Annotated in this window: 23 protein-coding genes and 1 pseudogene; 7 read left to right on the top strand and 17 right to left on the bottom strand. The window is 70.3% G+C overall.

Annotation, left to right across the window (positions count from 1 at the left end):
- Positions 1–84: 84 nt before the first annotated feature.
- Complete coding sequence (locus ACFYV1_RS26060; RefSeq protein WP_389398001.1) at positions 85–828, top strand: type 1 glutamine amidotransferase; 744 nt, start codon at positions 85–87, stop codon at positions 826–828.
- Positions 829–1880: 1052 nt separating this feature from the next.
- Here the strand turns inward: ACFYV1_RS26060 and ACFYV1_RS26055 are convergent.
- The 6 genes from ACFYV1_RS26055 to ACFYV1_RS26030 form a co-directional block, all read right to left on the bottom strand.
- Entirely contained in the window at positions 1881–3500 is a 1620-nt protein-coding gene (locus ACFYV1_RS26055) for an amidase family protein (RefSeq protein WP_389398000.1), read from the bottom strand.
- A 457-nt stretch (positions 3501–3957) separates the two neighbouring features.
- Positions 3958–4617 (bottom strand): GNAT family N-acetyltransferase, encoded by a 660-nt coding sequence (locus ACFYV1_RS26050; protein ID WP_389397999.1) that lies wholly within the window; start codon positions 4615–4617, stop codon positions 3958–3960.
- A gap of 450 nt (positions 4618–5067) precedes the next feature.
- Positions 5068–5820: a TetR/AcrR family transcriptional regulator gene (locus ACFYV1_RS26045; protein ID WP_389397998.1), complete on the bottom strand. Its 753-nt coding sequence runs from the start codon at positions 5818–5820 to the stop codon at positions 5068–5070.
- Between the two features lie 307 nt (positions 5821–6127).
- Positions 6128–8359, bottom strand: coding sequence for an MMPL family transporter (locus ACFYV1_RS26040; RefSeq protein WP_389397997.1), 2232 nt, complete (start codon positions 8357–8359; stop codon positions 6128–6130).
- 183 nt (positions 8360–8542) lie between these two features.
- Positions 8543–8797 carry a hypothetical protein gene (locus ACFYV1_RS26035; RefSeq protein WP_389397996.1) on the bottom strand — a complete coding sequence of 85 codons (255 nt, stop codon included), beginning with the start codon at positions 8795–8797 and terminating at the stop codon, positions 8543–8545.
- 152 nt (positions 8798–8949) lie between these two features.
- Positions 8950–9315, bottom strand: coding sequence for a hypothetical protein (locus tag ACFYV1_RS26030; RefSeq protein WP_389397995.1), 366 nt, complete (start codon positions 9313–9315; stop codon positions 8950–8952).
- 158 nt (positions 9316–9473) lie between these two features.
- Between ACFYV1_RS26030 and ACFYV1_RS26025 the strand changes: the two genes are divergently transcribed.
- A complete protein-coding gene (locus ACFYV1_RS26025) occupies positions 9474–10331 on the top strand; it encodes an alpha/beta fold hydrolase (protein ID WP_389397994.1) in 858 nt (285 codons plus the stop codon).
- Between the two features lie 1069 nt (positions 10332–11400).
- Here the strand turns inward: ACFYV1_RS26025 and ACFYV1_RS26020 are convergent.
- On the bottom strand, positions 11401–11688 hold the full coding sequence (locus tag ACFYV1_RS26020; RefSeq protein WP_389397993.1) for a hypothetical protein: 288 nt from the start codon (positions 11686–11688) through the stop codon (positions 11401–11403).
- Between the two features lie 363 nt (positions 11689–12051).
- Entirely contained in the window at positions 12052–12528 is a 477-nt protein-coding gene (locus ACFYV1_RS26015) for a hypothetical protein (protein WP_389398013.1), read from the bottom strand.
- A gap of 35 nt (positions 12529–12563) precedes the next feature.
- Between ACFYV1_RS26015 and ACFYV1_RS26010 the strand changes: the two are divergent.
- The 3 genes and pseudogenes from ACFYV1_RS26010 to ACFYV1_RS26000 all read left to right on the top strand — a co-directional run.
- Positions 12564–12854 (top strand): annotated as a pseudogene (locus ACFYV1_RS26010) (transposase family protein); the annotation flags it as partial.
- A gap of 151 nt (positions 12855–13005) precedes the next feature.
- Complete coding sequence (locus tag ACFYV1_RS26005; RefSeq protein ID WP_389397992.1) at positions 13006–14043, top strand: permease; 1038 nt, start codon at positions 13006–13008, stop codon at positions 14041–14043.
- A complete protein-coding gene (locus tag ACFYV1_RS26000; RefSeq protein WP_389397991.1) occupies positions 14040–14858 on the top strand; it encodes a TIGR03943 family putative permease subunit in 819 nt (272 codons plus the stop codon). The genes ACFYV1_RS26005 and ACFYV1_RS26000 overlap by 4 nt, the downstream gene beginning before the upstream one ends.
- A gap of 199 nt (positions 14859–15057) precedes the next feature.
- Here ACFYV1_RS26000 and ACFYV1_RS25995 read toward each other — a convergent pair whose 3' ends face one another.
- Complete coding sequence (locus tag ACFYV1_RS25995; protein WP_389397990.1) at positions 15058–15840, bottom strand: class I SAM-dependent methyltransferase; 783 nt, start codon at positions 15838–15840, stop codon at positions 15058–15060.
- A 77-nt stretch (positions 15841–15917) separates the two neighbouring features.
- A complete protein-coding gene (locus tag ACFYV1_RS25990; RefSeq protein ID WP_389397989.1) occupies positions 15918–16115 on the bottom strand; it encodes a hypothetical protein in 198 nt (65 codons plus the stop codon).
- A 285-nt stretch (positions 16116–16400) separates the two neighbouring features.
- On the opposite strand from ACFYV1_RS25990, the gene ACFYV1_RS25985 reads away from it, so the two are divergent.
- Positions 16401–17006, top strand: coding sequence for a class I SAM-dependent methyltransferase (locus tag ACFYV1_RS25985; protein WP_389397988.1), 606 nt, complete (start codon positions 16401–16403; stop codon positions 17004–17006).
- Between the two features lie 233 nt (positions 17007–17239).
- Here ACFYV1_RS25985 and ACFYV1_RS25980 read toward each other — a convergent pair whose 3' ends face one another.
- Together ACFYV1_RS25980 and ACFYV1_RS25975 are read right to left on the bottom strand one after the other, a co-directional pair.
- Complete coding sequence (locus ACFYV1_RS25980; RefSeq protein ID WP_389397987.1) at positions 17240–18886, bottom strand: FAD-dependent oxidoreductase; 1647 nt, start codon at positions 18884–18886, stop codon at positions 17240–17242.
- A gap of 121 nt (positions 18887–19007) precedes the next feature.
- Positions 19008–19922 carry a diiron oxygenase gene (locus ACFYV1_RS25975; protein WP_389397986.1) on the bottom strand — a complete coding sequence of 305 codons (915 nt, stop codon included), beginning with the start codon at positions 19920–19922 and terminating at the stop codon, positions 19008–19010.
- 480 nt (positions 19923–20402) lie between these two features.
- Between ACFYV1_RS25975 and ACFYV1_RS25970 the strand changes: the two genes are divergently transcribed.
- On the top strand, positions 20403–22682 hold the full coding sequence (locus ACFYV1_RS25970; RefSeq protein WP_389397985.1) for a beta-N-acetylglucosaminidase domain-containing protein: 2280 nt from the start codon (positions 20403–20405) through the stop codon (positions 22680–22682).
- Positions 22683–22763: 81 nt separating this feature from the next.
- On the opposite strand, the gene ACFYV1_RS25965 is transcribed toward ACFYV1_RS25970, so the two are convergent.
- The 5 genes from ACFYV1_RS25965 to ACFYV1_RS25945 form a co-directional block, all read right to left on the bottom strand.
- On the bottom strand, positions 22764–24365 hold the full coding sequence (locus ACFYV1_RS25965; protein WP_389397984.1) for a polyamine aminopropyltransferase: 1602 nt from the start codon (positions 24363–24365) through the stop codon (positions 22764–22766).
- 8 nt (positions 24366–24373) lie between these two features.
- A complete protein-coding gene (locus tag ACFYV1_RS25960; protein ID WP_389397983.1) occupies positions 24374–24811 on the bottom strand; it encodes a DUF350 domain-containing protein in 438 nt (145 codons plus the stop codon).
- Positions 24812–24903: 92 nt separating this feature from the next.
- Complete coding sequence (locus ACFYV1_RS25955) at positions 24904–25308, bottom strand: DUF4247 domain-containing protein (protein ID WP_389397982.1); 405 nt, start codon at positions 25306–25308, stop codon at positions 24904–24906.
- Positions 25305–25799 carry a DUF2617 family protein gene (locus ACFYV1_RS25950; protein ID WP_389397981.1) on the bottom strand — a complete coding sequence of 165 codons (495 nt, stop codon included), beginning with the start codon at positions 25797–25799 and terminating at the stop codon, positions 25305–25307. Before ACFYV1_RS25950 ends, ACFYV1_RS25955 begins: the two co-directional genes overlap by 4 nt.
- A complete protein-coding gene (locus ACFYV1_RS25945) occupies positions 25796–25930 on the bottom strand; it encodes a hypothetical protein (RefSeq protein WP_389397980.1) in 135 nt (44 codons plus the stop codon). Before ACFYV1_RS25945 ends, ACFYV1_RS25950 begins: the two co-directional genes overlap by 4 nt.
- Positions 25931–25962: the final 32 nt, after the last annotated feature.

Raw genomic sequence — 25962 nt, 5'->3', positions numbered from 1 at the left:
CAGCGCGCACGCCAAGCCATGCACCCACCGGGACCGAGAGGTCACAACCCTACCCGTGAGGGCTGCAGAAGGGATGGTCCTCTAATGAGCACGCCACGCGTACTCGTCGTCGAGCACGAGAACGGCACGGGCTCGGCCCAGTTCGGCAAACGCCTCGTCGCACAGGGACTGGCCCTCGACCTGCAACGCCCCTGGGCGGGCGACTCCCTTCCCCATGACCTGGACGGCTACGACGGACTCCTCGTCCTCGGCGGGTCCATGGGGCCCTACGACGAGGACCGGGCCCCCTGGCTGCCCTCCGTACTCGGCCTCCTGCGCCAAGCGGCGGCACAGGACCTGCCCACCCTCGGCATCTGCCTCGGCATGGAACTGCTCACCGTGGCCTGCGGCGGCAAGGTCGGGCACTCCGACCGGCCCGAGGTGGGCCTGTGCGGCCTGACCCCCCTCCCACCCGCCGCGAGCGACGAACTGTTCGCCCCTCTCACGGACCTGGACCCTCCCCCCTGCGCCGTGCAGTGGCACTGGGAGGAGACGTCCGTCCTGCCCGACGGCGCCGTCCCTCTCCTCACCAGCGAACGCTGCGCCCATCAGGCCTACCGCATCGGAACAGCCGTATGGGGCGTCCAGTTCCATCCGGAGGTCCTGGCGGACGACATCGCCACCTGGGGCACGTCCGACATCGGCCCGCTGACCACGCTCGGCCTCTCCCCGACCTCCGTCGTCGCCCGTGTGGCACGAGAGGAGGAACGGCTGCGCGCACTGTGGGGAACCTTCGCCGAGCGCTGGGGCGGCGTCGTGACAGCACGCCGGCCGGCAAGGCGTACGTGAAGTCGGGGGCGGAGGCGGATGACCTCCACCGGGTGGTGCGACGGTGCGGTGTCCACGAACGGGCTCTGTCCGCAGCGGTCCACGGCAGGTTGTCGTGATCTCCGTGGTCCCGAGCCCTGTGACCACCGCGTCCGCAGCAGCCTCGACGCGGTACACCCGCCGCGTCACCCGCCGCGTCACCCGCTCGGCGCCCGTCCGGGGGGCGGGCGCCGGAGAGGAGGGACGGCGTGTGGTGGGCAGGACGCGAGCCTCCGTCCGGTGTCCGCGCGGATCAGGAACACCGCGACCGCGGGGCCGGTGCCGGGGAGCCGCTCGTCGTGGCGGGAGCGCCGGCCCTTTCACCGCTGGGGCGGGAAGGCCCTCGGGCGGCAGCATCGTCAGGTCGCGCTCGGCGACACCGGTCGTCGCCGACAGCCGGACGGCCTGACGGTCCACCCCATCCTCGAAAACAGCGCGGGTCGCACGGTCGTTGCCGAAGGCGGCGCCCCGCTCCGCGCACGTGTCAGCCGGAGAAGGGCACCCCGTGGAGCTCGGCGGAGCGACGCGTAGCGGGTCGTACTCGCCTCACGGCGCCTCAGCGCCTCACGGCGCCTCACGATACGAGGAACGGCCCGTGGCAAGGCGTCGTCCTGCCACGGGCCGGCTTCCCCACCTTGTCGATGATGGCAGTGCCCGGTTGTCTGAAGTTTGCTTCCTGGTCCCCTGCCCCTGACGTGGCGCCGGCCGTCAGGCCCAGCTCCCGCGGCTGGGCCTGATCTCGCGTGCCGAGTGAAGCGGGGCGCCGCTCGCTTCCGTCGAATGTTCCTCATCGTCCGTCCCCTGTGACGTCGGCGCCGGCGCAACAGCCCGCACACGCGTGGCCCTTGACGCCTCGGGGAGCGCGCCACAAGGCGCGGGAGCATGCGGAACGGACCGGCCCGTCCGGCACCTGTGCCGAGGTGCCGGCCGGTCGGCGACATCACCGGGCCGGCGTCACGCGAAGACGCGGGCGCACCTTCGCGTGATGGTGCGGAGACCCGCCCCTCGGGGCCACTCGGCCGAGGCGGGCACTGTCACTGGACCGGCGTGGAGGGCGGGAGGGGTCGGGTCGAGGGCAGATAGCGGGGTGCCCGCCAGGCGTCCAGCTGACGTTCCACCGCGGCCCCCAGTGACAGCAGCCCGGCGTCCTGGTGGTCACCGGCCATCAGGAGCAGACCGATCGGCAGTTCGTTCACGAACCCGGCCGGCACGGACAGCGAGGGGTACCCGGCCACGGCAGCCGGGGTGGAGGACGGGATCACGTCGTTGTCGCCCCGCGCGCAGTCGGTCGTCCAGGCGGGCGGGTTCGTCGGAGAGGCGATGGCGTCCAGGTCATGGGCGGCCATGGTCTCGTCAATGGAACGCCGGGACAGATCCTTCAACTCGGCCCGCATGGCGCGGTATTCGGGGGTGCTGGTATCCGGCGCGGTGAGCGCCGCCTCGAACAGCTCCTGGCCGGCGAAACAGGCCTGCTCCGCCGGGTGGGTGCGGTTGAACTCGATCAGTTCGGCGAGGTTGCCAGGCCCTTCCCGGGTGGCGAGGTAGGCGTTGATGTCCCGGTGGAACTCACTCAGCAGCGCCGGGAACTCGAGTTCGGCGAGCCGCTCCTGGTACGGAGGAGTCACCTCGACCACCTCTGCTCCCGCGGACCGCAGCCTTCCCGCCGTGCGGGTCATCACGGCATCCACCTCCGGTCCGAGCGAGGGAAGCCGCCACAGGCCGATCCGCTTGCCGCGCAGCCCACCAGGGCGCGCGAGTTCGTCCACGAGGCCGCGGGGGCTGTCGGCGCGGAGGGTGTCGTGGTCGCTGAGCACCGCAAGGGTGAGCGCGGTGTCGATCACGTTGCGCGCCATCGGTCCCGCGGTGTCCTGCTCGGCGGAGATCGGCACCACACCGGACTGACTGACCAGCCCGAGGCTGGGCTTGTGACCGACCACCCCGTTCATCCCGGCCGGACACACGATGGAACCGTCCGTCTCGGTGCCGATCGCCACCTGCGCCAACGACGCGGCGAGCGCGGCGGCCGAACCGGAGGACGATCCGCACGGATTCCGGTCCAGCACATACGGATTCCTGGTCTGCCCGCCCACCGCCGACCAGCCCGAAGTCGGCTTCGCCGCACGGAAATTGGCCCACTCCGACATGTTGGCCTTGCCAAGGATCACGGCGCCCGCCGCACGCAGCCGTGTCACGAGGGCGGCGTCGGTGTCCGGCGGGCTCCCGGCCAGCGCCAGCGACCCCGCGGTCGTGGGCATGTCGTGTGTGTTCACATTGTCCTTGAGCAGGACGGGAATGCCGTCCAGCGGCCCGCGGACCGTGCCACGACGGTGCCGGACATCGCTGGCAGCGGCCTGAAGCAGGGCCGTCGGGCTGGTGCGCAGCACGGCGTTGATCTTGGGGTCGACGGCTTCGATCCGCCACAGGTATGCCTGGGTCAGGGCTGACGAGGTCAACGACCCGCGCTTCATCCGAGCCTGCAGTTCCGGGATCGTCACCGTGTCGAGATCCACTCCCGGCACGAAAGGGGAACCGGCCACCGGCGGCGGATCGCCGTCGCCGGGTTCAGCCGCTTCGGCGCGCTGGTTCGGTGCCCCCGCCAGGAGGGGGGCGACGATCAGGGCGGCGGTCAGTGTCGCAATGCTCCCTGTCTTCATGAGGGCCAGCGCACTACAGGGCCGCCGTCCGGGGCAAGGGGGCTACAGGCCACAACCACGCGCACCGCCGCGCTCGGAGGCGTCTCTTCCGACGCCGCCGCATCGCACGTCGGCCCTCCCGTATTCGACGCTCGGGCAGAACGCCCGGACCGCCCAGCTGGTGGTGTGCACGACAGGCAGTGCGTTCCATGCCATGTGCTCACAACGTACCGACACGCGTGGGCCAGGCGGGTTCCTGCTGCTCCCAGTCCATCCGGTGGTCCCGGTCCATCCGGTGGTCCCGCCCAGGACTGCGTCGTGGCCTCAGCACCATCACCACGACACCGAGGCTGTGCGACCGCCTTCACGACCGCAGCGGCGCGCTCCCGGACGACCATGTCCGGACATCGACCCGTCTCCTCGCTGTGCTCCGTGTCCGGTGCCGTCACCGCACACCGCTTCTGACGAGGACGCTCGTTCACATCCGCAGGCGCCGAACGACCGCATGCGGCCCTGAGGGGAAGAGGCCGTCGGAGAGCCGGGGCAGGACCGGCAGAGAGGAGCCGCGTGAGCCGTCGGCGAGGTGCTCCAGGCGAGCGGCGAGACGTTCGATCGCCGCGTCGGGAAGCCGGAGAACGCCGGCGGTCGCGAAGCCTGCGCTGTCGCGGCGCAGGTGTCCCGGCGCGTCGTCCGGGCCGAGCCTGACCGTCCGATCGGTGACGACGAACCCGAGGCGGTGGACGAGCAGTCCCATCCCCTCGGAGTTGTCCCGATGAACGTAGCCCATGACCGGCTTGCGGTCGGCGTGGGTGACGGACGTGATCGCGACGGTGCTCAGCAGTGTCCCGAGACCCCGGCCGCGCAGGACGGGGGAGAGGTGGAGGCCGCCGAACTCCCACCTGGCGACGGTGTCGAGTTCCTTGCCGTCGGGTTTGACGTAGCAGATCCCCGCGATCTCTCCACGACGTTCGACGGCGAGCATCTGATCGTCCTCGACGATCTGCCGGAACGCCGTCGGCGCCAGGGGCAGCATGAACTCGCCGAGGTTGGCACGGTGATACGCGAACGCGGCGTCCAGTGTGGCGCCGGTGACCGTGCTGATGATCAGATCTTCCGGTGTGTGTGCGGTTGGTTCCACAGACCGTTCCTCCCTTCGCGGTGAATCGCTCCCACGTTGTTCACCCGTACGTCGATACGGGGACGACGGACGGCTCGTGAGCCCCGCGAGTCACGCCGTGGACGACGGGTGAGGGTTCAGCCGCTCAGTGCGGTGTGGCGAACCATTCGTGTCGTCAAGGGGATACGCAGGCTCTGGTCGCGGCGTTGAGGGCCCCGGCCATGGTGCCTGCACGACCTTGCTCGGAGATTGTTCCGTACAGCGGTGACTCGCCCCGTGCGCGAGTGGACGTCCAGGTCTCGTCCGGGCACCGATACGGCCGTGCATCCGCCGCACGTACGACGTCGGCTCGCCGGCGATCTCCCCGCCGCGGACAAGGCGTTCGCCTACGCCTTCGCCGAGGACCACCGGGCCCGTCCGGAAGCGGGCCGGCGCAGGTGTCCGCCAGGCCGTCCTGAGGCCACCGTGTGGTCACGTCGGCGTTCCGTCGGCCGGAATCCGGCGGCGGGCGTCGTGAAGCATGACCCGCATCGACATGCGGAACAGCTCGGCCTGGTGCGCGCCGATGAACGAGGTGTGCCCGAACACCTCCAGCACGACCAGGCCGTGCATCTGTCCCCACGCGCTCAGCAGAATGGGAACCGCGGGGGACGGGATCCGGCCGAGAGCGTCCGGCGACAGACCCTCCATGTGCCGCTTCAACTCGGGTGAGAGAGCGGGGGTGTCGGCGGCCGCGAGCTGCTCCCTGGTGAAGCCCCGGAACAGTTCGTTCATGAAGATCCCGCTCATCCGGCGGACGGCCCGGGTGCTCGAGCCCTCCGCGGGTGCCGCGTAGTGCCGCAGGGGCGCTCCGTAGATGAGCTGGAACAACTCCGGATGGTCGACGCCCCATTGCCGGTAGCTCTCGGCCGCGATCACCATCCGGGAGCCGTCGGCGCCCTCGGAGTCCTGCGGCGCGGTGTCAACCGCGTGCTGGACGGCGTCGGCCAGCTCCTCGTAGGCCTTGGAGACGATGGCGGTGACCAGATCGTCCCGGCTCGGGAAGTAGTGATAGAGGGCCTGCACAGTCATGCCGAGACTCCGCGCGACCGCCCTGAGCGACAGGGCGGCCGGCCCGTCCTCGGCGATCTGGCTTTCGGCAGCGGTCAGGATCTCCTGGACAGCGACGGTCCATCGCCGTTCACGCAGGGTCAGTGGGGCGGCGGCCGGTTCGTCTGCGTTCATGATCCTGACCGTATGACGATTCCTGCACACCCGACAAGAAGCACGAATCTTGTTATTTCTACCTGGCAGCGTCAGGTGGAGTGAGCGCTGTCAACCCCTTCCTTCGCCCAGCGTGGGTCACGGATTCTCGGTATCCACGGCTCTGCCCGCGGGGCTGCTGCCGACGATCGGGCCGGTGCCGCCCCCAGGTCACGACACGCTGCCCTGCGGGGGGTTGACACCGTTGGGTGGCCTCACGGGCGGAACGGGCGGGCCCGCCGGCGAGAGTCCGCCGGCGGGCCCGCCCGCACATTGAAGGACCGAGTGGTCAGACCTCCGTCGTCGCCTTCGCGTACGGCGGTTCCGCCGCGGCCGCCGGCACGGACTCGGGACCGCCCTCGCTCAGGCCGAACCGTCCGTGCACCTTCTTCAGGATGGGCGGCGCGTACCAGGCCGAGCGGCCGAGCAGGCGCATCGCGGCGGGGACGAGGACGCCGCGTACGGCGATGGCGTCGACGAGGATGGCCAGTCCGCTGCCGAGGCCGAACATCTGCATGAAGGTGATCTTCGCTGTGCCGAAGGCGAAGAAGCTCACGGCGAGGAGGAGGGCCGCAGCGGAAACGATGCGTCCGGTGTGGCCGAGGCCGTTGGCCACGGCGGACTCGTCGTCCTCGCCCTGGTCGTGGAGTTCCTTGATGCGGCTGGTGACGAACACCTCGTAGTCCATCGAGAGGCCGAAGGCGATGCAGAACATCAGCACCGTCATCGACACTTCCATCGGCTGCGGCGTGAAGCCGAGCAGGGAGGACAGGTTGCCGTCCTGGAAGATCCAGGTCATGACGCCGAGCGTCGCCCCGAGGCTGATCAGGTTGAGGGCCAGGGCCCGCAGCGGCTGCACGACACTGCCGGTGAACAGGAAGAGCAGGACGAAGGTGGTGAGGACGACCAGGGCCACCGCGATCGGCAGCTGGCCGCTGATGGAGTCCTTCGCTTCGACCAGTTCGGCGTCGGCCCCGCCCACGAGCGCCTCGGCCCCGTCGGGTGCCGCCACCGCCCGTACGTCCTCGACCAGGGCCTCGGCCTCGGACGACTTCGGGGTCAGGTCACTCACCACGTTGATCCGCTGGGCGTCGGGCCTGCCGAGCGCGGGATTGCCGGGACCGGTTGGCGCGGACCTGCCGGCGGTGTGTGTGCCCACGCTCGTCTCGACCCGGATGACACCGTCGAGGGCGGCCAGTTCACCCGCGTACGAGGTCAGTGGGTCCTTGGCCAGCGGCTTGTCGATGACGATGCGGAGGGCCGACGCGTCGTTGCCGTCGAAGTTCCTGTCGAGCATGGCGGTGACCTGGCGGCTTTCGGCGTTCTCCGGCAGAACGCGTTGGTCCGGCGTGCCGAAGGTGATGCCGATCAGCGGGGCGGCCGCCACCAGGAGGACGGCGAGTACGGGCAGTGCGGTCAGCGCGGGCCGCCGCATCACCGTACGGGCCATGCGCCCCCATACGGACTGCTGAGCGCTGGGCTGCTGCCGCTTGGCCCAGGGCATCCGGCCCTTGTCGACACGGTGCCCCAGGGTGACGAACAGGGCCGGCATCACCAGCAGGGTGCTGATCGCCGCGATGGCGACGACGCCGACGCCGGCGTAGCCGAAGGAGCGGAGGAAGTACTGGGGGAAGACCATGAGCGAGGCGAGCGCGGCCGCGACCGTGGCGGCGGAGAACGCGACCGTGCGGCCCGCGGTGTTCACCGTCCGGCGGACGGCGTCGTCCACGGAGGCCCCTGCGGCGAGCTGTTCACGGAACCGGCTGGTCATCAGCAGGGCGTAGTCGATGCCCAGTCCGAGGCCCAGGGCGGTGACCAGGTTGGTCGCCGTGTTGGAGACCTCGGTGATGCCGCCGAGGATGGACAGTTGGGCGAAGGCACCCGCTATGGCGATGATCGCGATGGCCAGCGGCAGCAGGGCGGAGACCACGCTGCCGAAGACGAACAGCAGCAGGAGCAGGGTCAGGGGGATGGCGATGATCTCCGCCAGCACCAGGTCCGAGACCACCTGTGTCGATATGTCGGCGCTCACGGCGGTGCCGCCGCCGGCCTGGATCTCGAGCGTGTCCTTGTAGGTTCCGGAGTAGGCGTCGATGACGCTCTGGGCGTTCTCCTGCAACTCCGCCTCTTCGCCCTTCACATGCGCGAGGACCAAGGCCTGGGTCCCGTCCTCGGAGCGGAGGTCGTCGAGTTTCGTGTCCCAGTAGGAGTAGATGTTCGCCAGGTTCTTCTCGTCCTTGAGGTCGGCGATCAGAGCCTGCCCGCTCTGCTGGGCGGCCGGGGTGTCGACCCGACCGTCGGGGGAGCTGACCAGCAGGACCAGGTTCGTCTCTCCGCCGAACTTGTCGTCGATGACCTCGGCGGCCCGAGTGGACCGGGAGCTCGGGTCGTCGAAGCCGCCCGGCAGCAGTTTGGTGAACGCGCCGCCGCCCACAAAGCCCATGAGGGCCACGGCCACGACGGCGATGACGAGTACCAGCCGGGACCGGCGGATCGCCAGCTCGGCCAAGCGTTCGAACACGAGATCTCCTTTGTTTGCACCTGGTCGGAACGGATCGAAGGAGCTCGGTGGTAGGCACGGCACGTTGCGTGTGGAGAGTCCACGCCGCATCGAGGTGGCCGTGCGTCGTCGCACTCCTCATCGCCGTGAGCGACGGTAGTCAAGGAGAGGAAGGTTTAGCAGTATTCGATTTACTTAACACTGTTAGAATTGCTTGATGATGGCGCCCCGGGTCGGTCGGGAGAACGGTCGCGGCCCCAACTCGTCGTCGGCGCGCGTAAAGTGCGCGTCACGATGCCGGGAGCCACCGACTTCCTGCTCGGCGGTGAATGCCTCGGCCTCGCAGTTCTTGACCCACTTCCACTGGTTGTCCGGAGGAAGGCCGTTCTCGAAGGTGAACGTGCACGGCGGGTCGGACGCAGGCGAGGCCCCGCCGATCAGGCCGGCGTCTGAACTCACGCCGTCTGTCAGCCGGGCGCCGGGTGGGGCCGGGCGGCGCACCAAGCCCGCAGTCCCGCCGCGGAGCCCCGATCACGGGGCCCGGCCGTGCATCATGCTTGTGCCGGAGGGCGTCCGCGGACGCGTCCACCCCGGCGTGCGCTGCGGTCGCGTCAGCTCATCCGCTCGGGGCCGGCCATTCCTGGAGCTCGCCCAGGTTGCCTGCCGGCTCCATGAGGTGGGCGGCGCGGTTGTGGTCCGTCATGGGGGCCGGACCGGGCCGTGCACGAGGACGGCTCCTGGCGGGTGATCTCCTCGCGGTAGCCGTCCAGTTCGTCGACCCGCAGGGCGACGAGGGAACGACAACCGGTCGGCTCAGCGGCGAGTTCGCCCAGCATCCGGCTCATCTGTGCGCGCAGGGCGATGCCCTCGGCACCGCCGTCAGGAGCGAACTTCGCGAACGGGCCGTTCTCCCGGTTCGGGCCACCGTCAGGACCGAGCGGCTCCCCGTCACCGCGTGCGGATGTGTGCCCTGTCACGACAACGGAAGGAACATTTCCGGCAGTCGGGTCGTCGTACCTGGCACGAGTGATCGCAGCCCCGCGGGCTCGAGGACCGACGTCTGAAGCAGCCGAAGTGGTTGGAAGGACACGGTGCCCGCCCCGCTCCTTCCAGCCGGAGACGAGTGAGGAACACCATGACCAACCCCATGCCTGTCGTCCTGTTGCACGGTTCCTGGCACGGCAGTTGGTGCTGGAACCCGGTGGCCGAGCAGCTGGCTGCCCGGCGAACCCCATCAGTCGCGGTCGACCTCGACGGACACGGACTGCGCAACCGCGCACCACGCGCCTACGGGGCGCGGCCGTTCGACGCGACGGCGTTCGCCGCCGAGCCGTCGCCGGTGGCGCATGTGACCGCGTCCTCCGCGGCAGCCGACCTCGCCGACCGGATACGGACGATCGGCGCGGGCCGGCCCTGTCTCCTGGTGGCGCACAGCATGGGAGGAACGGTCGCCACCGCGGTCGCGGAACTCGCTCCGGAACTCGTCGGCGCTCTGGTCTACGTGTCCGCGTACGCCCCGGTGAGCGGAATACCGGCAGGCGCCTACAACACCTTCCCGGAGATGCTCGGTTCGCATGTGCCGCCGCTGATTGTGGGCGACCCGGCCCGGATCGGCGCGCTGCGCGTCGACCCACGCGATCCGGACCGACGCGCCGAGATCAAGGAAGCCTTCTACAACGACGTCGACGCCCTCACGGCGGACGCCGCGATCGCCCTGCTCAGCCCGGACGCCCCGCTGGGGATCCTGAGTGAGGCACTGACCGTCACCGAGCGGCGCTACGGCAGCATCCCGCACGGCTATGTCGTCTGCACCAGGGACAACTCCATCCCCCCGGCGATGCAGCGCCGCTTCGTCAAGGAGATCGACGCGGTGTCACTCTCCCCGACCACCGTCACCGAACTCGACACGTCGCACTCGCCGTTCCTGTCCCGGCCCGCCGCGCTGGCCGAAACGATCGCGGCTGCTGCCACCACTCATTCGCAGCAGCTGTGACGGGACAGCCGGTCACGCCGTACAGAGGACCCGTCGGACTCCTTCCTGACACGGCACGGATGTTCAGCCGGCGGACAGACCGGCCAGCCAGTGACGCACGGCGAGTGCGGTGGTACGGGCGTGCTCCTCCAGCACGGTGCGACGACGCCGTGGGGAGCCCGCGGATCCCGGCGTCACGGGCAGGAACCATCCACAGCTGACCGGACAGCGCGCACTTCGAACACCTACTGCAGAACCGGGCCGACCGGCAGCCCCGCCTCACCGGTGAGCGGCCGTTCCACGGTGAGTTCACCCGGCGGCTTCGGGTTCGGTGGTGGCGATCGGGGCGGCTTCGTGCATGCGCGACGCCGGGGTGATGCCTGTTCTGGCATCAATACACTCCTCCCATCAGTGCTTACGTGCGGGTGCTGAGGCCGGGAGCAGGGGGATGCGGTGTCGACGGTCGATTTGCAGAGGGTCTGGAAGCCGTCTGCGACGGAACTCCGGGCCGGACGACGCCCTCTGTGGTGGACCGCCGGCCCGACGGGGGAGCTGGCTGTTCTGCTCGTCCATCGGCAGTACCTACGCCGAAGCCGCTACGTGAAGGGCTGGGTGGGACGGAGCCCGCACGTCCCCTTCGATGCGGTGCTCGTGATTCGCCAGGCTGACGGGTCGCTTCAACGTCGACCGATCAAGAACGTCCCGGTCGGGCCGAGCCACATCGCTCTTCTCCCAGAGGCCCGACTCCTCGTCGCAAGCGGTCGAGCGGGCAAGGAGGAGTCGGGAGCATGGAGCCCGAACGCCGTGGTGCTCTCTCTGGAAAGCGGTGCCCAAGAAGCCACCTTCTGTATCGGCGACGACATTCCTGCTCTGGTGACCGATCGCGGGGGATCGATCTGGACGGCTTACGGAGACGAAGGCATCTACGGAGGGCATCCGGAGTCCGCAGCCGGTCTTGCCGGCTGGACTGCCGATGGTCGGGCAGACGGCGAAGCCCGACCTGCGCGGTGCCGGTGCCCTGCCCGGTGGCGAAGGCCATGTGCGAGCAGTACCGGGACCATCCGCTCTACTGCCTGTGACACGGCGGGGGTCAGCTGCGGCGTACCAGCCACGGCACCCCGCCCACGACGACACCGACACCGAGGAGGACCAGACCGAACGTCTTGTCCTCCTCCGCCACGCGGGCGTCCCATTCGGTCTCCCACGCGTCCCGTTCGCCCTCGTACTCGTAGCCGAGCGTGTCGGCCCAGGCTTCGGCCGAGTTGTTGATCCGGCGCTGTTCGATGGTGCCGGCGTCGGTCTGGGCCTGGCCGTAGATGACGAGGCCGGTGATGGCGATGGCAAGGCCGACGAGGGTGAGGACGATGCGGATGCGCAACGGGGCTCCTTGAGGCGGGACGCTGTGGGTGGGACCGTCGGCGGTCGCGGATGGTTGCACGCGGCACGGGGGTTGGATCGCATGGCTGGTGCGTGGGTGTTCGCGCTTCCGTCGGCCCCGCATGGCGCGGTCGCAGCGCTGGCGGTACCGGCGACGGCCGGGCACGGCCCACGCCCATCCACCGCGAAGCCACACCGCGACCCCAAGAGCCCCGGCGACCTCCATGGCCTCCGCGATCAAGCGGAGCTGTCGATCAGCACGACCCATTCACAAGCCGCAGGCTCACCCGAGAGTCGACCCCGAACTGGAAGGACTCATAGCCGCCGGGCCACACTGACCCGCGCGTCCGCACCTCTGCGGTGGCTATCCCATGACGGCGCGAGCAGTGTCGAGAAAGGCCGATCGGTTGCCCTCCAGGTAGTCCCGCGCGCTCTCGCCGTCGGGCAAGCCTTCCCAGACGGTTCGGTTGAGGTCGAGGAAGTGTGTGTGTGCCGCTTCATGCACGGCTGGGGGGAACTGGATGCGGATGAGCCGGTCCGCGACCCAGAAGCGGTACATCACATCCCGGGTCGTGAGGTACCAGGCGTCGGTGTCCTCCCAGTCGGACGGCCGGGTGTACGCGCAGCGTTCCGCCTCTGCCGACACCTCGATGAATCGCTCCAGGAGTGACAGCCGCTCCGCGCGCCGGGTTTCTGACAACGCGATCTGCTGCCGTTCCTGTTCAGCGCGTTCCGCTGACCGCTGAGCCCTGTGCTGGACGAGGTAGGACAACATGCCGCCGAGGACAACGCCGCCCAACGATATGAGTGACAACCAGACCTGACCTGACATGACGATCATCATCCCATGATGTCGATCTCTGAGTCGATCGCAGTGTGGCTGCTGTGACCACGGCGTCGGTACCGTCCTGGACAGCCCCGTTCACCGGGCTGGGTCCGCGCCTGTTCGGCAAGCTGGTGACAGTGCTGCGGCGTGAGGGTGCGGATGCGGTCCACAAGGGCCGGCCGTGTGGCCTTCCGTTCGAGGACCGGGCTCTGCCGGTCGCGGCTTACTGGCGCACGAACCTGACGAGGCGCCGGCTCGCCCTGCTGTTCGGGGTGTCCAAGTCGGCGGCGGGCCGCATCATCAACCATCTCGGGCCGATGCTCGTGCTCCGTCCAGCGCGCCCCCGATGCGTCGATGTCGGGGCGACGCCGGTGAAGGCGTAGATGAACATGATTGTCGTCGGCTATTGTGTGCCCGCTCGCGCCGGGTGAGGTACGGAGCGGGCTCGACCGTTCCACCGAACCGCGGCGGACCAGAGCGATGGGGCGCGACATGACCGAGGTCTCGGCGACGGCATCACCACCACGGCAACTCGGGCCTCCGGGCGGGGGAGTCGGCACCGAGGAGCCGCGCGCGCGGAAGAACGCGGTCGGTTCCGTACTGGTCTGGGCCGCGGTGGTCGCGGTGCTCGCCGGGCCGTGGCTGGAGCGGCTGTTCGGGCTTGCGGCGTTCGCGGCCTGGCGGACGCTGCTCGTCGCCGTCGTCGTCCAAGGCGTACCGTTTCTGCTTCTCGGCACCGTCGTCTCTGCGGCCATCGGAGCCTTCGTCCCCGCCAAGGCCTTCGCCAAGGCGCTGCCCCGCAACCCGGTGCTCGCGGTTCCGGTCGCCGGCGCCGCCGGAGTGGTCCTCCCGGGGTGCGAATGCGCCTCGGTGCCGGTCGCGGGCAGCCTGATGCGGCGGGGCGTGGCTCCCGCGGTGGCGCTGACCTTTCTGCTCGCCGCGCCCGCCGTCAACCCGGTGGTGCTCGTCTCGACGGCCATCGCGTTTCCCGGCAGCCCGGAGATGGTGGCCGCCCGGTTCGGCGCCTCACTTGTCACCTCGATCGTCATGGGCTGGCTGTGGATCAGGCTGGGACGCGCGGAGTGGCTGCGGCTGCCGACGGGACACGCCGAGCACGCGTCGGCGGCGAGCCGGCCGGCGGCCTTCCGGCGAGGGCTGCAGCACGACTTCCTGCACGCGGGCGGATTCCTGGTCGTCGGCGCCATGGCCGCGGCGACCTTCAACGTCCTCGTACCGCCCTCCGTCCTCGAGGTGTTCTCCGGATCACCGTGGCTGGGTGTCCTCGTGGCGGCGGCGCTCGCCGTGCTCCTGTCGGTGTGCTCGGAGGCGGACGCGTTCGTGGCGGCCTCGTTCACCGGCTTCTCGCCCACCGCCCGCCTCGCGTTCATGGTGGTCGGGCCGATGGTCGACCTGAAGCTGATCGCCCTGCAGTCGGGGACCTTCGGACGGGCGTTCGCGGTGCGGTTCTGCGCCGGCACGTTCGTCGTGGCCGTCCTGTGCTGCGTACTCGTCGGAGGCGTGTTCCTGTGACCGGACGACCCCCCACCCCTGCGGGACACCCGCGCCCGCTGAGCGAAGTCGCCCTGCCTCTCTTGCTGGTGCTGACCGGCGCGGGACTGCTCCGCGCCACCGTCCGCAGCGACATGTACCTGCGGTACGTCAAGGAAGGGCTCTGGCCGTACCTCGTCGCCTCCGGCGTCCTGCTGGTCCTGCTGGGCCTCGCCGGGACAGGGGCCGAGGTTGCCCGCCGCCTGCGGCAACCGGTGCTGCGGCGGGACGCGTCCGGCCGGAAGCACTGGCACGATCCCGCGGACGAACACGCCGAGCACGGGCACGACCACGGCGGCGCCACGCGCGTCGCCTGGCTCCTCGCCGTGCCGGCGCTCACGCTCCTCTTCGTCGCCCCGCCGGCTCTCGGTTCGTACACCGCCTCGCGGGACGGCGCGGCGGCCCGCGTCGAGCGGACCACCTACGAGGAGCTGGCCGATGCGCCGACGACCCCCATGGCCCTGGAGGAGTTCATAGGACGCGCCGTGTACGACTCGATGAGCCTGCGTGGCCGGAAGGTTCGGCTGGTCGGGTTCGTCACCGCCGGCAGGAGCCCGGACACCTGGTACCTCAACCGCCTGAAGGTCAACTGCTGTGCGGGTGACGCGCGCACGCTGCGCGTGGAGATGCACGGCGTGAAGGCACCCGCCGACGACACCTGGGTCGAGGTCACGGGTGTCGGGCGGGCCGAGGACCTCACTGCCGAGCACCCGGTCCCGACCATGGACGTGGGCGCCCTGAAGCCTGTCGCCCAGCCACGCAACCCCTACCAGGACGCACCACCCACGGACGGCTGAGTCAGGTCGAGGGCAGCACCGTCCTCGCCTCCGTCCCGCCCGGCACGGCCTCTCGCGGGCATCGATCCGGGCGGGGCTTCGGGCGGGGTGTGAGGCGGGGTTTCGGGTGAGGCTTCGAGCGGGGTGTGAGGCGGGGCTTCGGGTGAGGCTTCGAGCGGGGCTTCGGGCTCTGTCCGGACGCGCGCCACCTGATCTCCCGTCACACTGCGTCGGATTCCCGTCCCCGGACGGCCGCCAGGACCACGCTGTGACCGCACTGCCAGACCGTGCCCACCGCCGTGAATCCGGCCCGGCGCATCAGCTCCGCGTGTTCCCGGACGCCGAGCCCGTTGTCACCGTCCGGGCCGGTGACGCGACGGGACCGCTCCGCGAGAAGCTCCGCGAAGCCGTCGTGCGAGGCGGCCGCCGTCCACCAGGCGGCCCAGTCCTCCGCGGGCCCTCCGTCGCGTCGGGCCGCGGAACCGCGCCCCACGGCGGCGGCCAGCTCGCGCAAGGGCGCCTCGTCCTGGAAGAGGTGGTCGGCGTTGACCAGTACGCCGCCGGGCCGCAGCAGGTCGTGGACCTGTTCGTACACGGCGGCCAGTTCGTCGGCCGGCAGGTAGTGCAGGGCGGTCGTCGACACCACCGCGTCCAGCAGGCCGTCCCCGGACAGCGCCGAGGCCCACGGCCCCCGCCCGATCCGCGTGTCGACGAAGGTGACGGTCGCGCCGTGCACCGCCTGCCCGAGCGCCAGCAGGAACGGGTCGTGGTCGACGCCGACGAGCCGGGCGTTCGGCAGCCGACCGGCGAGCCGGGCGGCCAGTGAGCCCGGGCCGCAGCCGAGGTCCGCGATCACGGGCCGTCGGCTGCGGTGGCAGGCGTGCGCCACCACGTCGGCGACGACATGGAAGCGTTCGGCGCGGGCGGTCGCGTAATGCTGCTGCTGGAGTTCCCAGCGTTCCACCCACGGGGCGGCCTCGGCGGCCGTCAGGGATCGTGCCATGGTGCGTGTCTCCTTCTTCCTCGCCGTGGTCGTGCGCCGGGCGGCTCGGCTGCCGCCCGGCGGGTCGTGCAGGGAGATCAGCGAGTGGGCGTCTCGGCTATCGCCCCGTCGCCCCGTCCGGTCGACGGGTCGACCACGACACCGGTCTCCGCCGAAACAAGCGCCGCCATCGACGGGTTGACCGTGGTGAGCTTGGCGGATGCCTCGTCGGGCACGGCCTCCGGTACCGCGTTCGGCGTCGGCTCCGCTTCCTCGTGAGTGCCCGGGGCGATCACCGTGCCTCACTCAGCAGGCGGCCGCCGTCGCGGCGGCAGCACGTCGTGTCGTGTCCGCCGGGGAACGCGCGGCCGTGTCGGCGTTCCGGGCATGGCTTCGGCCCCCCTCCAGTCCGGCGTCCTCGGCCGGACAGCCTCACCATATCGCTATTGGGAATCATTTTCATCTAAGCGTCTGGCTCTCGGAGACACGCGTCGATGACGGACACGAGATCGACGGCTGGAGCCGGGAACCGGTCCAGCCGCTTCTTCGCGCAGCACCGCGGGCGTCCTATAGTTGGCCTCATGAACCGCTGGACGGAGTTGACCGGGAACGCGTCCGGGGACGATTACGCGGCACGATTCGCGAACCTGGCCCGTAGCGGCAAGGACGTGCACGGTGAGGCGCGGTTCTGCGCCGCTCTCGTGCCCGCCGGAGCGCGGGTGCTGGACGCGGGGTGCGGCACCGGACGCGTCATGATCCGGCTCGCGGAACTCGGCTACGACTGTGTCGGCCTGGATCTTGACGCGTCGATGCTGGCAGTGGCGCGCAAGCAGGCGCCTGAACTGCCCTGGTTCCAGCTGGATCTTGCCGAGTTCGAGCCGGCCCTGCACGGCATCGCGGGGGACTTCGACCTTGTCGTCGCCGCGGGCAATGTCCTCCCGTTGCTCGCCCCCGGTACCGAGACGACGGTGGTTGAGCGCCTGTCCGCGGCTCTGCGTCCGGGCGGCCTGCTGGTCGCCGGCTTCGGCCTGGACGAAGCCCACCTGCCGGTGCCGCCCAGCCTCACGCTGTCGGACTACGACGACTCCTGCGCCACGGTCGGCCTCACCCTCGTCGACCGGTTCGCCACCTGGGACGCCGACCCCTACGACGGCGGCGGCTATGCCGTCAGTGTCCACCGTCGGTGAGGGCCCACCGAGCGTGACCGTGGGCCAACTCTCCTGAGGCAGGCCGACTTTGCCGCTCGGCCCGGCCCACGGGCCGGGCAGTACGGCTCCGACGCCTGCCCGAGTCGCACCATCGCGTCAGGACAAGGTCCGGCGGGACACGCGTGTGTGTACGGCCACATGACTGCGACACGACCGCGGCGGAACCTGATCGCCCCGGTCCGGGGAACGGGGGATCAGGTGCGGCGGCCGACTCAACGGGGCAGCAGGCGGGCGCGCTTCGCCGCCCCCACCAGCTCGCGGACCGTGGTCAGCTTCACCCGCGGTCTGCCGTCGTCCTGTCCCCGGGCCACCTCGGCCCGCTCGATCGCCGCCAGGCCGCGGGCGTCGACGACATGGCGGTTGCGGCTCCGTACGAGCCGGCGGAACGCCTTCTCCGGTCGGGACGGCGCGGGGAGCGTGCCGGCGACGGCGTCGGCGAGGAGTGAACCGACCGTCTCCGCGGCGCACGTCCGGTTGGCGCCGATACCGCCGGACGGCCCGCGTTTGATCCAGCCGACGACGTACGTCCCGGTCCGGCCGGTCACGCGGCCCGCCTCGTGCGGCACCGTGCCGGTGGCCTCGTCGAAGGGGAGACCGGGGATCGGAACGCCCTGGTAGCCGACGGCCCGCAGCAGCATGCCCGCCGAAATGTCCCGCGCCCCTGTCGGTCCGGTGGTCCGGACGGCGCGCACGCCGTCGTCGCCGAGCACCTCCTCGGACGCGGAGTGGAAGCGGAACACGATGCGTCGGCCGGGCGTGGGCGGAAGCGACCAGTCCGGCGTGCGACGGATGATCCCGCGGAGGTCGGCGGCCTTGTCGCCGGGCCCGGCGGCGTCGATGCTCCGGCCGATCCGCGGGTCGTGGTCGTCCACGACCAGTTCGACCCCGGACAGGTGCCGCAGGGCGAGCAGTTCGGACCGGGTGTACGCGGCGTCCTCGGGACCGCGGCGACCGAGCAGCACCACCTCGCGTACCTTCCCGGCGCGCAGCGCGGCGAGTGCGTGGTCGGCGATGTCGGTCCTGGCCAGCGTGTCCGGGTCGCAGACCAGGATCCGGGCGACGTCGAGAGCGACGTTGCCGTTGCCGACCACGACCACCCGCTCCGCGGACAGGTCGAACGCGTCCGGCGCGACGTCCGGGTGGGCGTTGTACCAGGCGACGAATTCGGTCGCGGAGATGCTGCCGGACAGATCCTCGCCCGGGACCCCGAGGCGACGGCCGTTGGAGGCGCCGACGGCGTAGACGACCGCGTCGTGGTGGGCCGCGAGCTCCTCCGGGCTGATGTCCCTGCCCACCTCGATGCCCAGATGCATCCGCACCCGCGGGTGGGCGTGGAACCGGGCGAAGGTCTCGCCGACCTTCTTGGTCCCGGGGTGGTCCGGTGCCACGCCGTACCGTACGAGACCGCCGGCCACCGGCAGCCGGTCGACGAGCGTCACCTCGGCGTTGGTGTGCAGCAGCAGATCCTGCGCGGCGTACATGCCGGCCGGGCCGGTGCCGACGACGGCCACCCGGATCGGTGCGAAGTCGGACGGCAGGGTGCGCCGGAAGGCCGGTTCGCCCCAGGCGTGGAAGTTGGGGCTGTCGTCGACGGGTTCGGGTGCCTTGTCCTCGAAGTACGCGGCGTTGATACCGGCGTACTCCTGCTGCGAGGGGGACAGGCTGTCCACCGGGAGGACGGCGTCGACGGGGCAGGCGTCCGCGCACGCCCCGCAGTCGATGCACGACCGGGGGTCGATGTACAGCATCTCCGTACTGCCGAAGGCCCGTTCCTCCGGGGTGGGGTGGATGCAGTTGACCGGACACACGGCGACGCAGGTGGCGTCGCTGCAGCAGGTCTGGGTGATGGCATACGTCATGTCGTCAGCTCGGCTCGCCTCGGATGGATCAAACGGATCGGATGGATCGGATCGCTTCGGCCTTCGGGGCCGTCGGGTGCCCTCGGGGCCCTCGGGGCCTTCTGGCCTTCTGGCCTTCGGGTCAGATGAGGTTGGCGCGCTTGTAGAAGAACAGCGCGGGCCCGGTCAGCAGACCGGCGGAGGCCAGGAACTCCATGAGCCCCGAACAGCTGGACCGCATCATGGACTTGTGGTGCTCGTTGGCCCCTGCCTCGCGGACGGCGCGCTTCTCGTCGAGCCCGGCGTGGGCGTAGACCTTCTTGTTCACCATGCTGGTGACGATGACGTAAGAGGCGACGGCGATCACGAAGGAGTTGATGTGGCGGCGCAGCCGGCCGGCGCCCGCGAGCCGCTTGCGTGTCTCGTCACGCGCGAACTTCATGTGCCGTGACTCCTCGACCACATGGATGTTGTTGATGGTGCGGACGAACGGCACGACCCGCTCGTCGCGCATCCAGTCGCGCTGCATGACGTCGAGGACCTCCTCGGCGACGAGGATCGCGGCGTACGCGGTCTCACCGAAGGCCAGCGTCTTGAACGCACGGCCGAGTTCGACGGCGACGCGGTGCGGCCGGTAGGCGGGCGCTCCCAGTTTCCGGGCCCCACGGGCGAACATGATGGAGTGCCGGCATTCCTCCGCGATCTCGGTGAGTGCCCACTGGAACCGCGCGTCGGTCGGGTCCTTGGCGTAGATGTCTCGCAGGACCATCTGCTGAAGGATCATCTCGAACCAGATGCCGGTGCTGGCCACCGACGCGGCCTCCTGGCGGGTCAGCTCCTTGCGCTGGGCATCGGTCAGTTCCTGCCAGTAGGCGGTGCCGTAGAGCGTGCTCCACTCGGGGCTCGCGCCGTGGAAGTCCTTGTCCAGCGGAGTCTCCCAGTCCACCTCGGTGGCGGGGTCGTACGCCAGCATCGCGGCCGAGTCGAGCAACCTCCGGGCGACGTCGTGCTGCGGGGTCCGGTCCTGCGTCTTCGGTCGAACGGTACTGCCGGCCATGCTGCGGCTCCTCGGAACGCTGTCGGGCAGGTGCTGCCGCACCTTGTTAGACGGACTGTCTAGCAAGCTGTTGGACGGACCGTATAGCAAGCGGCCGGGGCGGGCCTACCCCTCGGTAGGCAATTCGTGTTCGCCGGTCCGGGCCGTGGCGGCCGGGAGAGGCCGGTGCGTGGGGTGTGCCGCAGACGTGACGGGCGGGCGCGGGGGCCCGGGAGGAGTTGGCCAGAGTAAAGGCACGGCTGCAAGAGGTCTAGACCCCAGACGTCTTATGCCATGTCCGTCGATCGAGCATCATCGGTACCGCAAAGGCGACTTCATGGTCCAGACCATCTTTCGGAGGGTCCCGTGCAAAGAGGCAGATCCCGCACGACCGACGTCACCCTGTGCTTCGCGATCGCAAGCGTGATGGCATTCGGAGTCCTTGCGCCCGCCCAGGCGACGGGCACAGGCCCGGCAGCCGCATCCGCTCCCGGAACCGCCGTGCCACCGGTCTCACCGACGCCGCAGACACTGACCCGCACCGGCCCCGACGCCGTCGTCACCGGACGGGTGCTGCTCGTGGCCGACAGCGGCACCGACCCCGCCGCCCGCTCCCGGCTGATCGAGGAGTTGACGGCACACGGCGCCGACACGGTGGACGTCGTCGCCCCCGGGAGTCTTCCCCCGGCCGCCGCCGGCCTGCTGACCGTACGGCTCGGGCCCGCCTCCAGGCCCGACATCGCCCGCGCACTCGCGGACACGGAGGTGCCGGACCACGCCGAGGGCTACGCCCTGCGGGTCCTCGGCGGCGCACCGCACGCCGCGATAACCCTCGGCGGCACCGACGCCGCAGGCCAGTTCTATGCCGTACAGACACTGCGGCAGCTGTTCGTACCAGCCGCCGACGGCTGGAAGGTCGCGGGCGCGGCGGTCACCGACTTCCCGTCGATGCCGCTGCGCGGCACCATCGAAGGCTTCTACGGCCAGCCCTGGACACATGCGGAACGCCTCGACCAGATGGACTTCTACGGGGACGTCAAAGCCAACACCTACATCTACGCGCCGAAGGACGACCCGTACCACCGCGGCAAGTGGCGCGAGCCCTACCCCGCGGACAAGCTCGCCGAACTCGGCGAACTCGTGAACCGGGCCACTGCCAACCATGTGCGCTTCACTTTCGCCGTCTCTCCCGGCGGGTCGATCTGCTACTCCGACCCCGCCCACCGGAAGGACCTGAAGGCGAAGCTCCAGGCGCTGTACGACCTGGGCGCACGCGCCTTCTCCATCCCGCTGGACGACATCAGCTACACCCGCTGGAACTGCGCCGGAGACGAGGCGGCGTTCGGCGCCCCCGGCCGTACGGCGGCGGCGAAGGCACAGGTCGATCTGCTCAACGACGTCCAGCGCACCTTCATCACCACTCACGAGGGCGCCCGGCCGCTGCAGATGGTGCCGACCGAGTACGGCGACCTGACCGACACCAGCTACAAGCAGACCATGCGGGCCACCCTCGACCCCGCGGTCGTGGTCATGTGGACAGGGACCGACGTCGTACCACCGAAGATCACCAACCAGGAGGCCGAGGCCGTCTCCAGGCTCTTCGGGCGCAAGGTCTTCGTATGGGACAACTATCCGGTCAACGACTTCGGCAACACCAGTGGCCGGCTGCTGCTCGCACCGTACGACAAGCGCGAGGCGGGGCTGTCCGGTCATCTCTCCGGCATCGTCGCCAACCCGATGAACCAGCCCTACGCCAGCAAGGTCGCCGTATTCGGCGCCGCCGACTTCGCCTGGAACGACCGTGCCTACTCCGCGGCGACCAGCTGGCCGCGCGCCATGGCCCACCTGGCCGGCGGCGACCGCGCGGCAACCGAGGCACTGCTCGTGCTCGGCGACCTCGAGCACCTGGCGCCGACCTTCGGCGCGACCCCGTGGCAGCCCCAGGCCCCCGAACTCGCCCGGCACATCGCCTCGTTCTGGCAGACCTGGGACGAGGGCAACCGTCAGCAGGCGCTCGAGGCGCTCCACCCCCGGGCGCACGCCGTCGAGCAGGCACCGGCCACCATCCGCGGCGGGGCCGTGGAGGAGGGCTTCACCGTCGACGCCGCGCCCTGGCTGGACGCCACCGAACTGTGGGGCAGGGCGATGGTGACGATGCTGGACGCTCTCGCCGCACGCCAGGCCGGTGACAAGGCCGGCTCCGAACGGCTGCTCGGCGAGTCGGAGGAGCTCCAGCGGCAGGCCCGCGCCGTACGAGTCGATCCGCCCCGCAACAGCTGGGGCAGCGTCCAGCCCAAGGTGGGTGACGGGGTGCTCGACGCGTTCCTCGTGCAGGCAGGCGTCCGACTGCAGTTGTGGGACGTCGCGGGCGGCGGCGAGAACCTGGCGGTGAAGGGCACCGCCACCGCCTCCGGAGTCGAACAGGACCTTGACCGCCTCGCCCCGCGGCACGTCAACGACGGGCTGATGGGCACCCGCTGGGCATCCGGCTACGCCGACGACGAATGGGTGCAGATCAGGCTCGCCACCCCGGCCCGGGTCGCGGCGGTGACGCTCGCCTGGGAGAACGCCTGCGCGAAGCAGTACACCGTGCAGACCTCGAACGACGGAACGCACTGGACCACGGTCTCCACACAGCGCCCCGACAGCTGCGGGAACGACGTCATACGTCTCACCGCGGACGAGGCCGTGCGGTACGTCCGGATGCAGGGAGTGCAGCGCAGAACGACCTGGGGTTACTCGATATACGAGATGGGTGTGTACGGAGCGCCGGTGGTCTGACCGGTCGTCACCGCGTGCCGGGGTGCGGGGCAAGGCCCCGCGCGCCGGCACGCCGCCGTCCCGGCCGCGCGCACGGCGGGATCAGTAGTTCTCCCACTCGTTGCGCGTGTACTCCAGAACCACGGGGTCCATCAGGGTGCTGGCCCTGACATCCTGCGGACGCCGGTCCAGCGGGAAGACGGCGGCCGCCTCGAGGACCGCGTCGTCCAGGAACCGCAGGGGCGGCGCGTTCTTCGGAAGGCGCAGCGCCGGTGCCGGGCCGTCGGCGCCGGGGACGGCCAGGATGAAGCCCCAGTTCCCGAAACTGGGAACGTCCACCTGGTACTCGGTGGTGCGGTAGCCGGCCTGGCGGATCGTCGTGGCGATGGACCAGTACGACTTGGGCGCGAAGAACGGGGAGCCGCCCTGCACCATGACCTGGCTCTGCGGGTGCAGTACGCGCCCCAGCAGGTGGTAGAACTCGACCGAGTACAGCTTCGCCAGCGCCGCGTTGTCCGGGTCGGGGAAGTCGATGACGACCGTGTCGAAACGACCGGTGGCGTCACGAAGCCAGTTGAAGGCGTCGGCGTTGACGGCCGTGACCCTGGGATCCGCCAGTGCGTCGCGGTTCAGCTCACGCAGCGGCCCGAAATCGCGGGCGAGCCGCGTCATCGCCGGATCGAGGTCGACGAGCGTGACCTTCTCGACGTCGTCGTAGCGCAGGACCTCACGCAGCGCGAGGGCGTCGCCGCCGCCCAGGATCAGCACGGAGGAACGCTTCCCTGACAGCGCCGGGTGGACGAGGGCCTCGTGGTAGCGGTACTCGTCGACGGAGGAGAACTGCAGGTCGCCGTTGAGGAAGAGCCGCATGTCGGACTCCCCGGTGAAAGCGGTGGACCGGGTGACGACGATGTCCTGGTACGACGTGGTCTCGGCGTGGACGATCGGGTCGCGGTACAACTGCTGCCGCGCGGTCACCTCGATGTCGTCCGCCAGCGTGTACACCGTGCCGAGCACCGCGAGGACGCCCGCCATACCGGCCAGCAGCGAGACCCGTACGACGCGGCGGGTCTGCCTGCGGAAGATCCACAGGACGACGACGACGCCGGCCACCGCGTTGACCGCGCCCACCACCAGCGCGCCCTTGAGCTGGCCGAAGGCGGGCAGGAGCAGCAGCGGGAAGCACAGGCCGCCGACCAGCGCTCCGATGTAGTCGACGGCGAACATGTCGGCGACGGCGCTGCCCGCCTCCTGGCGGCGGATCCGCTGCAGCAGCGTCATCAGCAGGGGGATCTCGGCTCCGATGAGGAGGCCGACGACGAACGTGACCACCACCATCGACGGCATGTAGATCCGCAGCCAGGCGAACGACACGTACAGGACCAGCACCGAGAGGCCGCCGACGAGCGCGAGCAGCCCCTCCACCAGTGCGAAGGCCCCGACGGCCCGCCGCTGCAGCGGTTTGGCCGCCAGCGAACCGATACCCATGGCGAAGACCATGACGGAGATGACCACGGAGGTCTGCATCACGGAGTTGCCGATGAGGTAACTGCCCAGCGCCGTCAGCGCCAGCTCGTACACCAGCCCGCAGGCCGCGCACAGGAACACCGCGAACAGCAGCAGCACCCGGGCCCCCCGCGTATGGGCGGTGGGCGGGTGTCCAGTGGCGGCCGGAGCGATGCGGTCCGCGGTGGTGGTGCTCATGGTGTGCGTCAGGAGACGGCGGCGCCGACCATGAAGGCCGTGCCGATGTACATCGCGGCCTGGACCCAGGCGGCGGGGTGCGGGCGGTCACCGTTGTCGTCGAGCACGGCGTGACCCAGCCGGCCCGGGGTCAGCAGACCCACGATGATGGCGATGAGCGTCATCACGACGACTCCGGAGAGGCCGTACAGCAGCGTGCTGACGAGACCGAGTGCGAGGCCCTGCTCGGACTCGCTGGCCCGGATCGACTGGTCGATGACGAGACCGATCGCGATCGTCTGGCCGGCGAGGAGGACCGCGGCGCCGCGGTTGCGCTCCGTCCACACGACATGGACGAGCTTGCCGGGGGTCACCAGGTCGAGGGCGATGAAGCCGACCGCCATCACGACGAAGCCGGCCAGACCGTACAGGACGGCGATGCCTGCCGACTCGAGGATCTCTGCCACGGGGGTGCCTTTCGGGGACGAAGTCGGGGAGTGTCGGGACGTTCGTGGGAGTTGCGGGAGAGGTTCGGAGCGAGGGTGCGCGCGGCCGGCGGTTACTTGCCGGACCCGGGGCCGCCGCCGCGGAACTCGCTGCTGTTGGGGTCGGGCCACACGGACCGGATGTTGGACTGCCAGCGGTAGTACCCGGTGCGGTAGTCGTCGATGTCGATGTGGCTGCCGCCGCTCGTCCGCGGAGTGATGGCGACGATGTCGTCCCGGTAACGGAGGAAGACCTTGCCGTCGTCGTCGATGCGGTCACGGGCCGCGGTGTGGCCGTCGATCTCCTTCGCGACCTTGGTGGTCGAGTCGCTGCTGTCGGCATAGCCGGCGCCGCTGCTCCTGTACTCCTGCCTGATCCAGCTGGACGGCACAGTGTTGGTGTCCTCCGGATCGTCGCCGCACGCGGTGAGCGCGACGAGGGCGAGCATCGTCACGCTGATGAGTCGGGCGGTCTTCATCGGGCCTCCAGCCGGGTGTGCGTCGCCACGATCTGGCGGCTCTGTGGGTACGTGTGCCAAGTGCGCCAGCCCAGGCCGGTGCCGTGCCGCTCCACGGCCAGCGCGGTGACCGCCTCCGGGGAGCCCGGGAAGATCCCGCACAGCGCGTCGGGGGCGGCGTCGGACCGTTCGCGGATCCGCGCCACCTGCTCGCTGAAGTCCGCCGCGGCGAAGTTCCGGACCCGGGCGTCGAAGTGGTAGTGCCAGTCGTCGAACTCCTGGGCCGCCGAGTCCGGCAGACCTCCCGCGACACCGGGCAGGCAGGCCACGGTCTCCCTGACCGGTCCCGCGAAGACCTGATGGGAGGCGCCCAGGAGCCTGAGCTGGACGTCGAGTCCGCCGATCGTCAGATCACGTACGGCCAGTGCCTCGCGCGCGGGCATGCCCAGCGTGAAGGAGAGCTGGTCGGCGTCCGTGTCCAGATAGGGGGTGGTGAGTTCTATGCCGCTCACGTCCCGCTGCACCACCGGTTGCCGGGCGTCGCCCCGGCCGGGGTCTCACCGGGCGCGGCGGTCCACACGGGAACGACGGCGACGGCAGCGGTGACGGGTCCGGCGCCGAGGACGGCGGGCACGGGCTTCAAGGGTGTGTTCCCCACGACTTCGGACGGGCAGT

The organism is Streptomyces sp. NPDC003023 (assembly GCF_042888225.1).
Taxonomy (GTDB): domain Bacteria; phylum Actinomycetota; class Actinomycetes; order Streptomycetales; family Streptomycetaceae; genus Streptomyces.
This window is presented reverse-complemented; position numbering and strand designations above follow the sequence as displayed.

Coding starts and splice junctions, on each gene's coding strand:
- ACFYV1_RS26060 (WP_389398001.1), top strand. CDS start 85: ATGAGCACGCCACGCGTACTCGTCGTCGAGCACGAGAACGGCACGGGC.
- ACFYV1_RS26055 (WP_389398000.1), bottom strand. CDS start 3,500: ATGAAGACAGGGAGCATTGCGACACTGACCGCCGCCCTGATCGTCGCC.
- ACFYV1_RS26045 (WP_389397998.1), bottom strand. CDS start 5,820: ATGAACGCAGACGAACCGGCCGCCGCCCCACTGACCCTGCGTGAACGG.
- ACFYV1_RS26025 (WP_389397994.1), top strand. CDS start 9,474: ATGACCAACCCCATGCCTGTCGTCCTGTTGCACGGTTCCTGGCACGGC.
- ACFYV1_RS26015 (WP_389398013.1), bottom strand. CDS start 12,528: ATGATCGTCATGTCAGGTCAGGTCTGGTTGTCACTCATATCGTTGGGC.
- ACFYV1_RS26005 (WP_389397992.1), top strand. CDS start 13,006: ATGACCGAGGTCTCGGCGACGGCATCACCACCACGGCAACTCGGGCCT.
- ACFYV1_RS25995 (WP_389397990.1), bottom strand. CDS start 15,840: ATGGCACGATCCCTGACGGCCGCCGAGGCCGCCCCGTGGGTGGAACGC.
- ACFYV1_RS25985 (WP_389397988.1), top strand. CDS start 16,401: ATGAACCGCTGGACGGAGTTGACCGGGAACGCGTCCGGGGACGATTAC.
- ACFYV1_RS25980 (WP_389397987.1), bottom strand. CDS start 18,886: ATGACGTATGCCATCACCCAGACCTGCTGCAGCGACGCCACCTGCGTC.
- ACFYV1_RS25975 (WP_389397986.1), bottom strand. CDS start 19,922: ATGGCCGGCAGTACCGTTCGACCGAAGACGCAGGACCGGACCCCGCAG.
- ACFYV1_RS25965 (WP_389397984.1), bottom strand. CDS start 24,365: ATGAGCACCACCACCGCGGACCGCATCGCTCCGGCCGCCACTGGACAC.
- ACFYV1_RS25955 (WP_389397982.1), bottom strand. CDS start 25,308: ATGAAGACCGCCCGACTCATCAGCGTGACGATGCTCGCCCTCGTCGCG.